The following is a 14,470-nucleotide window of genomic DNA, read 5'->3' on the forward strand; positions in this document are numbered from 1 at the left end:
TGGTGAATGTATGACACAACAATCCACTGTCGTTGCACAGATGCGACAACTGATTCAACTCTTGGCGAAGCATAACCATGCCTACTATGTCATGGACACGCCAGAAATTGAGGACAGTGAATATGATCAACTTTTTCACCAATTAAAAGCTTTAGAAGAGCAATACCCTGATTTAGTACAACCTGATACACCAACTACAAAAGTGGGTGGAAAGGCCTTATCTAAGTTTGAATCTGTAACCCATGCAGTGCCTATGTTGTCATTAGGTAATGTGTTTAATGCAGAAGATTTATTTGCCTTTGCGCGTCGTGCGGAAGAGCGCTTGCCGAATCAAAAAATTGAATATGATGTCGAATTAAAATTTGATGGACTGGCCATTTCTCTCTGGTATGAAAATGGCATTTTAGTCCGTGGTGTGACACGGGGTGATGGTGAAACTGGGGAAGACATTACCCAAAATGTAAAAACCATTCGTAATTTGCCTAAAGTACTGACCTCTACACAGACTGAAATTCCAAGTCTGCTTGAAGTCCGTGGTGAAGTTCTGATGCCAAAATCAGGCTTTGAAAAGCTTAATGCTGAAAATGAAGCTAAAGGTGAAAAAACCTTTGCCAATCCACGAAATGCAGCAGCAGGAAGCTTACGTCAACTCGACCCTGCAATTGCAGCTTCGCGTCCCTTGGCTTTTTATGCTTATGGCATTGCACAGTGCGAACCACATCATGGTCAAACCACCATGTCTGCAAGTCTTGAGTGGCTGACCCAGTTTGGTTTTGCTGTCGGTGAACGTCACTTTATATGTGACAGCGTTCAGGACGTACAAGCTGCGTATGAGCAAATGATCATTGATCGACCAAGCCTGAGTGTTGAAATTGATGGCATGGTGATTAAAGTGAATAGTTTGAAACAGCAGCAAACTTTAGGTTTTTTAAGCCGTGAACCGCGCTGGGCAACGGCATATAAATTCCCTGCAGTTGCAGCGCTCACGACGGTTGAAAATATTGATTGGCAAGTGGGGCGTACAGGGACTTTAACTCCAGTCGCACGTTTAAACCCTGTGGCAGTCGGAGGGGTAACGGTTTCCAATGTCACTCTACATAATATTGGTGAAATTCACCGTTTAGATGTCCGTGTGGGTGATACAGTCAGTGTCTACCGTAGTGGCGATGTGATTCCAAAAGTGGAAAAAGTATGGCCTGAATTCCGTCCTGTAGATACGGTAGAAGTTCAGTTACCTGCATATTGCCCAGTCTGCTCATCTCCAGTGGTGATGCCCGAAGGTGAAGCCTTGGCACGTTGTTCAGGTGGTTTGTACTGTGCTGCACAGCGTATTGAGGCGATTCGTCACTTTGTATCGCGTAAAGCTATGGACATTGAGGGCTTAGGCGACCGTTGGGCGGAATCACTTTTACATTTGGATTTGCTCAAAGATGTTGCTGATATTTATAGCTTGCCTGAGCATCGTGAAAAATTACTGACCATTGAAAAAATGGGCGAGAAGTCGGTTCAAAACCTCATCGATTCTATTGAAAATAGTAAGAAAACGACATTAGGTGCATTTATTTATGCACTCGGCATTCGAGGCGTGGGTGAAACCACGGCACGCATGCTCGCCAATACCTTCCAAACCTTTGATGCGATTCGTCATGCAGATCTCGAATCCTTGAAAAAAACGCCAGACGTTGGTGATATTACCGCTGAATGGATTGTCGATTTTTTCCAAGCGCCGCATAACCTCGAAGTGGTTGATCGTTTGTTGGCAGCTGGGATTCATTGGGATGCACCCGTTGCACCAAGTCGTCAGCCGCTGAATGGCGAGAGTTGGGTGATTACTGGGACATTGAGTACCATGGGTCGTGATGAAGCGACGCAAATGCTTCAAGCCTTAGGCGCACGTGTCAGTGGTAGTGTTTCGGGTAAAACCAAATGTGTAGTTGCAGGTGAAAAGGCAGGTTCTAAATTGGAAAAGGCTGAAAAGCTGGGTGTACCTGTGATGAGCGAAGAGGAGTTTATTTCCTTTGTACAACAGCATAATGCTTCTTAAGTATTGAAAAACTTAACCTGAAAAGGTGGTTAATTTTGAACAAACGCCTGATGCATTGCATTGGGCGTTTTTATTTTCGGTGCTTAACATGATTGAGTGAGCGTATCAGTTGTTGGTGATAGATCAGACAGTATTCCTCAACATTACTCACGAAATATTTTGCTAAAGCGTGAATGTATTGAGATACAATTTTAGCTATAAAAAAGCAGCCCTTAGGCTGCTTATTTTTATTCAGTGATCACATTATTCTTGATCAACTTTCATTGGTTTTACATCCATTTCTTGATAGGAAACCAACTTAGTTTTGTGTTTCCACTTATAACCAAACCAAATGGCAAGGAATAAGAAAATACCAATATAGGTAGAAACAACGGCCAACCATTCACCATCTAAAACGGCTTGATAGTTCTGACCAAGGACCACGATGGCACACAAAATAAAGGCAAACCACGGTGCAAATGGGAAGAATTTTGCACGGTAAGCAAGATCTTCTAATTTATTGCCTTGAGCCAAGTAGCCTTTACGGAAGCGATAATGTGAAACTGCAATACCGAGCCACACAATAAAGCCACACATACCTGACATGTTCAGTAACCAGTTAAAGACCGCTTGTTCACCGATAAATGTGGTTAAGAAGCACAGTGCCGCAATCGCCGTTGTTGCATAAAGCGCATTCATCGGTACGCCACGTGCATCTAGGCGACCAAAGACTTTCGGCGCACTGCCTTTACGTGCCATATCAAACAGCATACGAGTAGAGGAGTACATACCAGAGTTACCCGCTGATAAAATCGCAGTCAAGATCACCGCATTCATCACCGATGCAGCAAAAGCAAAACCTGCTTTTTCATACAGTAAGGTAAATGGTGATAGTGCAATATTTTCAGTAGATGCTGCTTGTAATAAACGTGGGTCATCATAGGCAATGAGAGTGCCGATAATGAAAATACACACGATATAAAACAACAAGATACGCCAGAAAATTTGCTTGATGGCAATAGGAATGGTCTTTTCAGGATCTTTCGATTCACCTGCAGCCACACCAACCATTTCAGTCCCTTGGAAAGAGAAACCGGCAATCATGGCCACACCTATCAAGGCAGATAAACCGCCGACAAATGGGGCTTCACCCTTGGTCCAGTTGGCAAATGTTTCTGCGCCCGGTGTCAGCATGATTTTGCCAATCATAAACAAACCGATAATGATAAAGGCAACAATTGCGAGCACTTTAACAAGCGAGAAGAAGAATTCGGATTCACCGAAGCCTTTTACGGTCAGCGCATTAATAGCAAAGACGATTGCGAGGAAAATCGCACTCCAGTAAAAGCCCGGAATATCTGGAAACCAGAATTTCATAATGAATTGGACAGCAACCAATTCAAATGCCACGGTAATTGCCCAGTTATACCAATAGTTCCAACCCAAAGCGAAGCCGAAACCACCCTCGACATACTTTGTGCCGTAGGTAAAGAATGCACCCGAAGTTGGATTATGTGTTGCAAGCTCACCTAAGCTGGTCATCAAGAAGTAAATCATGATACCAATTAAGCAGTATGCAAGCAGGGCGCCACCCGGGCCTGCATTGGCAATGGTTGCTCCAGAGGCAAGAAATAAACCTGTACCAATTGAACCACCAATTGCAATCATGTTGAGATGGCGAGCACCCAACTTACGTTGAAGTTGAGCTGGTTTTTGAATTTCGCTCATCATTGTTCCTTAAGATTTTTTTGCGTGCTCGCAAACAAGACTTTAAACCCTTGTTGGTCGGCTTTGATTGTACATTGACCATAATGTTGCTCAATTAAAGTCGGATAATTGAGGAATCGATTGGCTACAATCCAAAGTTCGCCCCCAGACTTTAAATGTCTGCGCGAAGTTTTGCATAGATTTTCACTGGCATTGTAGTCGGTTTGAATCCCTTGATGGAAGGGTGGATTGCTGACTACGGCATGTAAAAATAGTGGTGCATCCTCGATTCCTGTGACCGCTTTAATCTCAAGTTGTTCAGGTTCAAGCAAATTTTGTTCAAATGTCATTTGTGTAGAAGCCAGTGCAAAAGCATCTACATCCATGGCAAAGATACGATTTTTAGGATTCAGTTTGGCTAAATAAGCACTGATGACACCCGCACCACAGCCGAAATCAGCAATTTTGCCCGAAGTGACTTGTGATAAATAAGGCAATAAGGTAGCCGTACCCACATCTAAACGGTTCTGGCTAAATACGCCCGGCAGTGCGCAAATCGTAAGCTCACCATTTGGAGTCTCAACTGGATATTTTTGCACCCAATCTTGTAGTGGCTTGAGTGTTACAGTTTTTTCTAAGAGGGTTTGCCACATTTGACAGTGACGCGCACTATCAATTTTTAGGGTTTTACCAAAGGGTTGTAATTGTTTTGCTGCGCGTTCAACACCGCCTTTTTTCTCACCCACGAGGAAAATAGACGCACCTTGAGCAAGGTGACTTGCCACATTGTGTAATAAATAATTCAGCAGTTCTTTTGATTTAGGAACAAAAATAACCGCTTGATCAAACTGACCTTCAGGAAAATCGACACCAAAATGGACGTTTGACTGTTGATTTTGAAAGTACTGAAAATCATTAAAATTCCAGCACCAAATCGATGGCTTAATATTGTCATTCAATTGACTGAGTAAGTCATCTGTCGGTGCATTTACGAAAAGCACGCGATCTTGTAATAAATCGATCTGTCGTATAACGACTTCACTTGTGAGATCCATAGATTTCTCCATCATAAAAAACACTGCCTAGGGCGGAACCTAGGCAGTGTTCTTTGACAAATGAACTTACTTCTTCACTTCAGGAAGAACAATATTCAAAATAAGGGCAGCGATACCACCAGTGGCAACGCCTGAACTGAAGATATTACGGAACAATTCAGGAAGATGTTCAAGGATTTGTGGTACTTGTGCAACACCTAGACCCAATGCCAATGAAATCGCAATGATTAATAGTGCGCGGCGGTCTAAATGAATGCCTGACAAGATATTAATACCCGAGGCAGCCACGGCACCAAACATCACCATCACAGCACCACCAAGCACGGCTTGTGGAACTGCCTGAATGACACCTGCTACAGCAGGAAGTAAGCCTAAAATAACCAATAGGGCAGCAATCCAAATGCCTACATAGCGGCTTGCAACACCTGTTAACTGAATGACACCGTTGTTTTGCGCGAAAACAGAACTTGGGAACGTGTTAAAGATACCGGCAAGGAATGAGTTTGCACCATTCACCAATACACCACCTTTAATACGCTTCATCCATTCAGGGCCATCTACAGCTTGATTTGAAAGCTTAGAAGTCGCGGTAATATCGCCAATCGCTTCCAAAGATGTCACAAGGTAGATAAATGCCATTGGAATAAACAAGCTCCAAGAGAAGCTTAAGCCAAAGTGCATCGGTGTTGGAATTTGAACCAGTGGCGCATCTTTTAAGCCATCAAAGTTTAAATGACCCATAAAGCCTGCAAGGATGTAACCCACGACTAAGGCAATTAGGATGGCAGAACTTTTTACCCATGTAATACGCACACGGTTCAATAAAATGATCAGTGCCAAAACGGTACATGACATGATGAGGTTGTCTGCATTGGCAAATGTTTTATCGCCCATAGCTTGATAACCACCACCCATGCTGATCAGGCCTTCTTTAATTAAAGTCAGACCAATCAATAGCACCACAATACCTGTTACCAATGGGGTAATCAGTTTTTTCACCCACGGTAAGATCCGTGACACACCCATTTCAATGAATGAACCCGCGATCACCACACCAAAGATAGATGCCATGACTGCTTCTACAGGTGTGCCTGCCGCAACCATCGCAGAACCAATACCGATAATAGGACCAATAAAGTTAAAGCTGGTTCCTTGTACAATCAGGAGACCTGCACCAAATGGGCCGACTTTTTTACATTGTAAAAAAGTTGCGATACCAGAGATCACCAATGACATCGAAAGAATCATATTGGTGTCTTCTTTTGATACACCAAGTGCTAAACAGATCAGCAGACCCGGCGTCACAATCGGGACAATAATGGCCAATAAATGTTGGAACGCAGCGAGAAAAGCAATAAAAGGTTTTGGTCGATCATTCAATCCATAGACTAAATCGAGTTGATCTTTTGCTTCGGGAGATTGGTTTAAATCAGACATGCGGCACTGAAAATTAAGGCTAGGTGGCGCTATTCTAATCTGTTTACACAGCTTTACAAAACCAAAAGCGTACCAGTCGTCAAAAAAAATGCGATTGTCAATAAACTGTCACTACTAAAATCTATATTTTTTCTGTATAATTTGCCCTCAAACTTTAGGCGTATCGAATTCACATGTCAGATATTAAAACTCTCCGTAACATTGCCATCATCGCGCACGTCGACCATGGTAAAACTACTCTTGTAGACAAACTTTTACAGCAATCAGGTGCTCTTGGCGATCGCGCAGGCGAGATCGAACGTGTAATGGATTCTGGCGCTATTGAAAGTGAACGTGGTATTACCATTCTTGCAAAAAACACTGCAATCAAATGGTTAGACAAGCGTACTAACACTGAATACCGTATCAATATCGTGGATACCCCGGGACACGCCGACTTCGGTGGTGAAGTAGAACGTGTAATGTCAATGGTTGACTGCGTACTTCTTCTTGTTGATTCTCAAGAAGGCCCAATGCCACAAACTCGTTTCGTAACGCAAAAAGCGTTCGCACGTGGTTTGAAACCAATCGTAATTATTAACAAAGTCGACAAGCCAAACGCTCGTCCAGACTGGGTAATTGACCAAGTATTCGATTTGTTCGACAACCTTGGTGGTTCTGACGAACAGTTAGACTTCCCAGTTGTATATGCTTCAGGTCTTCGTGGTGTGGCTGGTCCATCTCCAGAAGAACTTGCTGAAGACATGACTCCATTGTTCGAAACAATTGTAGACATCGTTGAACCACCAGCGGTTGACGTTGACGGTCCATTCCAAATGCAAGTGTCTTCACTTGACTATAACAGCTTCGTAGGTGTTATCGGTGTTGGTCGTATTCAACGTGGTTCAGTGAAATTAAACACTCCTGTAACTGTAATCGACAAAGACGGTAAAACACGTAACGGTCGTATCTTAAAAATCATGGGTTACCATGGTTTAGAGCGTATCGATGTTGAATCAGCTTCTGCTGGTGACATCGTTTGTGTAACGGGTATTGATGAACTTCATATCTCTGACACAATCTGTGATCCAAAAGCAGTTGAAGCTTTACCTGCACTTTCTGTAGACGAACCTACAGTATCGATGACTTTCCAAGTAAACAACTCACCGTTTGCTGGTAAAGAAGGTAAATTCGTAACTTCACGTAATATCCGTGAACGTCTAGATCGCGAATTGATTCACAACGTAGCATTACGTGTTGAAGATACTGACAGTCCTGACCGTTTCAAAGTATCTGGTCGTGGTGAGCTTCACCTTTCAGTTCTTATTGAAAACATGCGTCGTGAAGGCTTCGAAATGGGCGTATCACGTCCACAAGTAATCATCAAAGAAATTGATGGTGAAAAACAAGAGCCATACGAAAACGTAACGTTTGACGTTGAAGAGCAGCACCAAGGCGCTGTAATGGAACAAATGGGTCACCGTAAAGGTGAAATGACCAATATGGAAGTTGACGGTAAAGGCCGTATCCGTATTGAAGCAACAGTTCCTTCACGTGGTTTGATTGGTTTCCGTTCTGAATTCTTAACTATGACTTCAGGTACAGGTATCATGACTTCAAGCTTCTCGCACTACGGTCCTATGAAACAAGGTACTGTGGCGAAACGTCAAAACGGTGTGTTGATTTCTATGGTTCAAGGTACTTGCTTGGGCTATGCACTATTCAGCTTACAAGACCGTGGCCGTCTATTCGCTAAACCTCAGTTAGAAGTTTATGAAGGTATGATCGTTGGTATTAACTCGCGTTCAGACGACATGACTGTTAACCCAACTAAAGCGAAACAGCTAACTAACGTACGTGCTTCTGGTACTGATGATGCGTTGACTCTCGTTCCGCACATTGAATTTACGCTTGAACAAGCGCTTGAATTTATTGAAGACGACGAATTAGTTGAAGTAACGCCTAAGTCAATCCGTATCCGTAAACGCTGGTTGACTGAAAACGAACGTAAACGTAACCGTAACGTTTAATTTTACAGTTTCAAAAAAACCGCTGACTTAGGTTAGCGGTTTTTTTATGCATGGGTGTTTTGAATAAAAATGCAAAAATTGAATGACTTTATTCATTTAATTCGACATGCATAATTTTGATAAATCCTTTTTAATAGAATGTATTACCAAAATCAAAAATGTTTTGTGTGAATTTTTATACATGGTATTTAGAATCTAATATAAACCAAGTAAATTAGGTGGAAATAGTTATACAGATATAATGTATACTTCGTCACAAAATTAAAGCTGAAAAAATTTCTGGAGATCACATGAGTATTATTCAAGAATTTAGAGAATTTGCCGTAAAAGGCAACGTGATGGACTTGGCTGTAGGTGTCATCATTGGTGGTGCTTTCGGTAAAATCATCGATTCAATGGTAAAAGACATTATCATGCCTTTTATTTCTTGGATCCTTGGTGGTGACGTTGATTATTCAAATTGGTTCTTAGTATTGGGCGATAACCCAAACAATTTAACCACGCTAAAAGCAGCACAGGATGCAGGCCTTAATGTTTTGGCTTACGGTAACTTCCTAACCATCTTAATCAACTTCTTGCTTTTGGCATGGGTCGTATTCTGGTTAGTGAAATTGATGAACAAATTGCGCCGTCAAAAAGTTGAAGAGCCAGCTCCAGAGGCGACTCCAGAAGATATCGAATTACTTCGTGAAATTCGTGATGAATTAAAACGTAAAGGTTAATCCTTTAGCAGTGAAAACGGCGCTTAAAGCGCCGTTTTTTATTGTGAATTTTGTTGAGGCGTCATTTTCATAAACTTAGGTTCTGATGTCGAAAAAACAATGCCATTTCGAATGCCTGTAAATACTTCATTTGCTTCTTCAGGTGATTCGGGTGCGCAGGCTTGTTGACCTAATATAAATAAGACTAAAGGGTGATTTTTGGATAATTTGCTAATTTGCTGTATCGCATCATACCATTTTGATTCATCGTTACGATTCCCATCTAAATCTAGTGCCAACTGGACTTCACCATGAGGGTTCATATCTTGATCATCATATAATGCTTGGATAAGTGCATGCTTTCGTTCACCTCGAATGATTGTAAAATCTGTTGTATCGACAGTGCCAAGACGAAAATAGTTGTAATAGCCCAATGGAATGTCCTTTATTTATTATTAAGTAGAATTGATTTAGTGCAATGTTATCTGGTTGCTATGATTTATATTATATGATTGAAAACCGCCAGCCAATGTTCTGAACGATTGAAAAAAATACTGGGATTATGTGCTTTAAGATGAAAAGCACATATTCGCGATATACTCGTTATAGCATGTTCAATGTGGGTGCTATGTTACATCCGAAACTTAATTTCTAATAAATGCCAGCCAAATTGGCTTTTGATCGGACCATGCAGTTCACGTTCGGGTAGGGTAAATACCGCCTTATCAATTGGACCAACCAGTTGGCCTTTTTTAATGTCGCCAAGCTCACCGCCTTTTTTACCCGAAGGGCATGTCGAATGCTGCTTTGCAATTTTGGCAAAGTCCGCACCGCCTTTGATTTTCTTTTTCAGTTGCTCACATAGTTCTTTATCTTTGACTAATATGTGGCGAACAATCGCAGACTTCATGCTTTATTTCCTTTCACGGTTTTCTTAGTCAGCATTTTAACCTTTTTTAAAGGCTGACACTCTGGGCAAAACACCGATGCACGTTGCCCTAGTTTGATATTGTGCAAGATGGTTTCACAGTTGATGCACATTTCACCGGCACGTCCGTAGGCGAGCAGAGTTTGTTGGAAATAACCATTTTCGCCCATCGCATTGGTGTAATCACGTAACGTCGAACCGCCTAAATCAATTGCCTGTTTTAAAATACGTTTGATTTCGATGACCATTTTTTCAACTTGTTCAAAACTCAAACTTGATGCAGGCTGCGCAGGGTGTATGCCTAAGTTAAATAAGCTTTCCGTTGCATAGATATTGCCGACACCAACCACAATATGATTGTCCATGATCGATACTTTGATACTGGTCTGCTTATTTTTAAATTTTTGGAATAAGTATTCAGCATTAAAGTCATCACTCAGCGGTTCAGGGCCAAGCGTGTCAATCAGTTTGCTTTGAGACGATGCATCTAACCATAAAATACAGCCAAAACGGCGTGGATCGTGATAGCGCAATTGCATATCTTCAAAATGAATCACCAGATGATCATGCTTTCGTAATGCTTCATCACCTTCACAAATCCGAAAACTGCCAGACATGCCCAAATGCCACAACATGCTGTCCTGTTCAAATTCAGCCAAAATATATTTTGATCGACGGCTGAGCTGAAGCAGCTTTTGTCCGACGAGTTTTTGAATGTCGTCAGGAATAGGCCAACGCAGGCTCGACTGAAAAACCTCAACTTTGAGAACCTTTTCATTCAATAATGGCAATAAACTGGTTTTAGTGGTTTCTACTTCTGGTAATTCAGGCATAAAGGTCGAAGCAATGGATCATTCAAGTTATGCATACTATTGGGTCTAGCCCTACAGAATGCAAGTTTCATCGCGGCCTAAGGGAGTGTATGAATAGGTTATTGATTATTAATTGTGAGAATAATAAACCAACAAGTCACAATAATGAGTTTGAAAAAGCGATCAGAAGTTAAACAATTGAATTAATAGATATATAAGATATTGAAAAATAATCACTAAAAATATTACATAACAATAGATTTATTTAAAGTCACTTATTGATAAATTAAAGTTTTGTGAATGATAAAAATAATGCTGAGATAGAACGTGAAAAATTATGTAATTTTTGTGACATTAGATTTCAAGCCATGTGGCTTGTCTAGAGACTCTCTCCAGATTTAGGTTTTACCATGAAAAAATACAGTCTAGCTCTTCTACCTGCATTTGTTGCAGCAGCCATGACACATGTTCACGCCGCAGAAGCATTCGACACTAAAGGTCAGTACATGCTCGGGGATTGGGATGGTAAACGTACCGAACTTGCACAACAAGGTGTGAAGTTTGAGGCCAATATTGCTGCTGATGCTGCCTATCTTGCCGATGGCGGTCGTAATCCGGGACATTCAGCAACGGTAGCCAGCCAATTGTGGTTAGGTACACAGCTTGATATGGAAAAACTTGCGGGTTGGGATGGCGTGACTGTGCGTGCTGTAATGACTGCTCGTCAAGGTCAAAGTACCTCAGTTCGTGATTTGCAAGGGGATGTTCCTCAATTGGCAAATGCACAAGCCAATTTTGGTCGTGGTAATCAGGACAGTCGCTTAACTGAATTATCGATTGAAAAGAATTTTAAAGAACAAAGTATTAGTGTTAAAGCCGGTCGTCTTGGTGTCGGTATGGACTTTAACGTGATGGCGTGTGACTTTGCCAGCACCGCATTTTGTGCAGCGCAAATGGGTAAATGGCAAGGTTCTATGTGGATGAATACTCCAGTTTCACAATGGGGTGGACGTGTGAAATACCAAGCAACGCCAGAACTTGCGGCACAAGTCGGTGTTTACGAATTTAACCCTGACAATGGTAATGCCAAAGCAGAAGGTCAAGGTTGGAGTCTAGATACAGATCATGCTGATGGCGTAACTATTCCCGTAGAATTGGTTTGGACACCAAAATCATTGGTCAATGGCTTACCGGGGAGCTACCGCTTTGGTGCGATGTACAACACCGCAGATAATGTCAAAAATCAAAAAGACATTATTTCGGGCGAAGCTGAAGATCGTACCTTTGGTGGTTGGGTCGCGATTGAGCAACAGTTAACGTCTACAGGTGAAGGCAAACGTGGTTTGCATAGCTTTGCCAATTTTACTTGGCATGATCGTGTCACCACAAAAGTTGATAACTCACAGCAGCTAGGTTTGAAATACATTGGATTGGCCGATCGTTTACCAAACGATATGGTTGGCTTGGGCGTGAACCGTGTGCATGTCAATGATCGACTTTCTGCTGAAAAATTTGATGCAAGCGCAGAATATAATGTCGAGTTGAACTATAGCCATAACCCTACGAAATGGTTGATGATTCGCCCAAGTTTACAATATGTGATTAACCCAGGCTCAACAAATCGGGTTGATGATGCTTTCCTAATTGGTTTAAGCTCTAAGGTAATATTCTAATGTCAAAATAGGTGCTCTATGCAAAGTAAATTTAACGTCACATCATTTAAGACACATTTACTTTGCCTGACGGCATGTATTAGCCAACAGTTGTATGCAGAAACAGGTTCTACGGAACCTGTTTTACTTCCTGAGATTACCATTGAAGCACCACGAACCAATACCACATGGTTAAAAACACCGGCATCGGTATACCGGGTACAGCAGGCTGAAAATAATAACAATACGGGTGTGAATCTGTCTGAAACCTTAAAAGGTGTGCCCGGACTACAACTGAATAACCGTGAAAACTATGCACAAGACTTGCAACTGTCTATGCGAGGCTTTGGCGCACGTTCAACATTTGGTGTGCGTGGTATCCGTTTATATGTTGATGGAATCCCTGCGACCATGCCGGATGGTCAGGGACAGACATCAAATATCGATATGAGTAGCTTAAATCATATCGAGGTATTGGGTGGGCCATTTTCCTCTTTATACGGTAATTCTTCGGGTGGGGCAATCTTAACAACAACCAAGCAAGGTACTGGAAAAGACTCTATCGAACTCGGCTATTCGGGCGGCAGTCATCATAAAAGTCGTGCTGACATTGTGCTGCAAGGTGGCTCAGAACAGGCCAATGAACCTAGCTATGTCGTGAGTTCTTCTTATTTTGAAACTGATGGTTACCGTGATCATAGTTCCGCAAATAAGGTACTTAGCAATGCAAAACTGACTTGGGATCTGGATGATGGTTCCAAGGTTAATTGGATTGTGAATCATGTGGATATCAATGCCGATGACCCACAAGGTCTGAATCGGGAGCAATTGCGTCAAAATCCGAAACAAGTTAATGATGCCAATAATACTTATGATGTACGTAAGGAAATTAGCCAAACTCAAACTGGGTTGACGTGGAAAAAACCATTGAATGATCAGCATGAACTTAATGCAATGGTATATATGGGGCAACGTGATGTGGTGCAGTATCAGTCCATCCCCAAAAATCCACAAAATAATGCGCGCCATGCAGGTGGTGTGATTGATTTTAGCCGTGATTATTATGGAACAGATATTCGCTGGACAGGCAAAGACCTCTTGCCGAATACGCGTTTTACTGCAGGCCTTGCCTTTGATTATATGGATGAAGACCGTAAGGGCTATGAAAATTTTGATGCCAATGGAAATTTTGGCAAGAAAGGCAATATTCGTCGAAATGAAAATAACACCTTGTGGAATTTAGACCCCTATGTCCAAGCTTCGTGGAATTTTTTACCCAATTGGACTTTAGATACAGGGCTACGATATAGCAATGTTCATTATGAATCTGACGATAAATATGTCGTGGGTTTAAATAAGGATGACAGCGGTAAAACTGACTATGACAAAGTTTTACCTTCAGCAGCAGTAAGCTGGAATATTGCGCCTCAACTGAATGCCTATGCCAGTTATGCCAAAGGTTTTGAAACACCAACCTTTACAGAAATGGCCTACTCCAAAGATGACGGCATGAATTTTGATTTAAAACCAGCCAGTAGCGATAACTACGAGCTTGGGCTTAAATCACAAAATGCATGGGGGAATTTCACTGCAGCAGTATTCCAAAGTAAAACCCAAGATGACATCGTCTCTGCAGGAAGTATCAATGGTCGTGCAACCTATAAAAATGCCGATAAAACCTTACGTGAAGGTGTTGAGCTTTCATGGAATAAACAGCTATGGCGAGATTTAAGCGCGCAAGCAAGCTACAGTTATATCGATGCCACTTTTGATGCTGCAATTCCTGACAGCGATGTCGTCAAAGGCACCTATATACCGGGTATCGCCAAAAACCAAGCGTTTGCCGCACTGAATTGGCAGCCAGATATTGGCTTTAATGCCGGCCTAGATGTTCGCTATATGGATAAAGTCTATGTCGATGATGCCAACAGTGATGCCGCGTCGAGCTATACCGTGGTTTCTGCCAACGCAGGTTATGTGTGGAAACAAGCAGATTGGAAAGTCAAAACCTATGTACGTGCAGATAATTTGTTTGATGAGAACTATGTCGGTTCAGTGATCGTCAATGATGGAAACGGACGCTTCTTTGAACCCGCGGATGGGGTGAATTGGAGTGCAGGATTGAGTGTGACCAAAGCCTTCTAAA

The 14,470-nt window shown here is 42.0% G+C and carries 11 protein-coding genes; 5 read left to right on the top strand and 6 right to left on the bottom strand.

Annotated features, from left to right (window positions below; translation table 11 throughout):
• The first annotated feature begins 10 nt into the window (after positions 1–10).
• The gene (ligA, locus tag LXF01_RS03495) at positions 11–2,044 is read left to right on the top strand and encodes an NAD-dependent DNA ligase LigA (protein ID WP_233945008.1); all 2,034 of its coding nucleotides are present in this window, start codon (positions 11–13) and stop codon (positions 2,042–2,044) included.
• Positions 2,045–2,287: 243 nt separating this feature from the next.
• Here ligA and LXF01_RS03500 read toward each other — a convergent pair whose 3' ends face one another.
• The 3 genes from LXF01_RS03500 to LXF01_RS03510 form a co-directional block, all read right to left on the bottom strand.
• The gene (locus tag LXF01_RS03500) at positions 2,288–3,751 is read right to left on the bottom strand and encodes an amino acid permease (protein WP_233945009.1); all 1,464 of its coding nucleotides are present in this window, start codon (positions 3,749–3,751) and stop codon (positions 2,288–2,290) included.
• Entirely contained in the window at positions 3,751–4,785 is a 1,035-nt protein-coding gene (locus tag LXF01_RS03505) for a methyltransferase (RefSeq protein WP_180055569.1), read from the bottom strand. The genes LXF01_RS03500 and LXF01_RS03505 overlap by 1 nt, the downstream gene beginning before the upstream one ends.
• Before the next feature lie 66 nt (positions 4,786–4,851).
• Positions 4,852–6,222: a uracil-xanthine permease family protein gene (locus tag LXF01_RS03510; protein ID WP_078191151.1), complete on the bottom strand. Its 1,371-nt coding sequence runs from the start codon at positions 6,220–6,222 to the stop codon at positions 4,852–4,854.
• A gap of 173 nt (positions 6,223–6,395) precedes the next feature.
• Between LXF01_RS03510 and typA the strand changes: the two genes are divergently transcribed.
• Positions 6,396–8,231: a translational GTPase TypA gene (gene typA, locus LXF01_RS03515; RefSeq protein ID WP_078192340.1), complete on the top strand. Its 1,836-nt coding sequence runs from the start codon at positions 6,396–6,398 to the stop codon at positions 8,229–8,231.
• Between the two features lie 290 nt (positions 8,232–8,521).
• Complete coding sequence (gene mscL, locus LXF01_RS03520) at positions 8,522–8,953, top strand: large conductance mechanosensitive channel protein MscL (RefSeq protein WP_078192339.1); 432 nt, start codon at positions 8,522–8,524, stop codon at positions 8,951–8,953.
• A gap of 38 nt (positions 8,954–8,991) precedes the next feature.
• On the opposite strand, the gene LXF01_RS03525 is transcribed toward mscL, so the two are convergent.
• The 3 genes from LXF01_RS03525 to mutM form a co-directional block, all read right to left on the bottom strand.
• Positions 8,992–9,366, bottom strand: coding sequence for a hypothetical protein (locus LXF01_RS03525; RefSeq protein WP_005007840.1), 375 nt, complete (start codon positions 9,364–9,366; stop codon positions 8,992–8,994).
• Between the two features lie 197 nt (positions 9,367–9,563).
• A complete protein-coding gene (locus LXF01_RS03530) occupies positions 9,564–9,842 on the bottom strand; it encodes a peptidylprolyl isomerase (protein ID WP_078192338.1) in 279 nt (92 codons plus the stop codon).
• On the bottom strand, positions 9,839–10,693 hold the full coding sequence (mutM, locus tag LXF01_RS03535) for a bifunctional DNA-formamidopyrimidine glycosylase/DNA-(apurinic or apyrimidinic site) lyase (protein ID WP_111884801.1): 855 nt from the start codon (positions 10,691–10,693) through the stop codon (positions 9,839–9,841). Before mutM ends, LXF01_RS03530 begins: the two co-directional genes overlap by 4 nt.
• Positions 10,694–11,082: 389 nt before the next feature.
• On the opposite strand from mutM, the gene LXF01_RS03540 reads away from it, so the two are divergent.
• Both LXF01_RS03540 and LXF01_RS03545 read left to right on the top strand, forming a co-directional pair.
• On the top strand, positions 11,083–12,345 hold the full coding sequence (locus LXF01_RS03540) for a carbohydrate porin (RefSeq protein WP_233945010.1): 1,263 nt from the start codon (positions 11,083–11,085) through the stop codon (positions 12,343–12,345).
• Between the two features lie 18 nt (positions 12,346–12,363).
• Positions 12,364–14,469, top strand: a complete 2,106-nt coding sequence (locus LXF01_RS03545) for a TonB-dependent receptor (RefSeq protein WP_233945011.1) — start codon at positions 12,364–12,366, stop codon at positions 14,467–14,469.
• Position 14,470: the final 1 nt, after the last annotated feature.

Source organism: Acinetobacter sp. SH20PTE14 (assembly GCF_021391555.1).
Taxonomy (GTDB): Bacteria; Pseudomonadota; Gammaproteobacteria; order Pseudomonadales; family Moraxellaceae; genus Acinetobacter; species Acinetobacter amyesii.

Coding starts and splice junctions, on each gene's coding strand:
- ligA (WP_233945008.1), top strand. CDS start 11: ATGACACAACAATCCACTGTCGTTGCACAGATGCGACAACTGATTCAA.
- LXF01_RS03500 (WP_233945009.1), bottom strand. CDS start 3,751: ATGAGCGAAATTCAAAAACCAGCTCAACTTCAACGTAAGTTGGGTGCT.
- LXF01_RS03505 (WP_180055569.1), bottom strand. CDS start 4,785: ATGGATCTCACAAGTGAAGTCGTTATACGACAGATCGATTTATTACAA.
- LXF01_RS03510 (WP_078191151.1), bottom strand. CDS start 6,222: ATGTCTGATTTAAACCAATCTCCCGAAGCAAAAGATCAACTCGATTTA.
- typA (WP_078192340.1), top strand. CDS start 6,396: ATGTCAGATATTAAAACTCTCCGTAACATTGCCATCATCGCGCACGTC.
- mscL (WP_078192339.1), top strand. CDS start 8,522: ATGAGTATTATTCAAGAATTTAGAGAATTTGCCGTAAAAGGCAACGTG.
- LXF01_RS03530 (WP_078192338.1), bottom strand. CDS start 9,842: ATGAAGTCTGCGATTGTTCGCCACATATTAGTCAAAGATAAAGAACTA.
- mutM (WP_111884801.1), bottom strand. CDS start 10,693: ATGCCTGAATTACCAGAAGTAGAAACCACTAAAACCAGTTTATTGCCA.
- LXF01_RS03540 (WP_233945010.1), top strand. CDS start 11,083: ATGAAAAAATACAGTCTAGCTCTTCTACCTGCATTTGTTGCAGCAGCC.
- LXF01_RS03545 (WP_233945011.1), top strand. CDS start 12,364: ATGCAAAGTAAATTTAACGTCACATCATTTAAGACACATTTACTTTGC.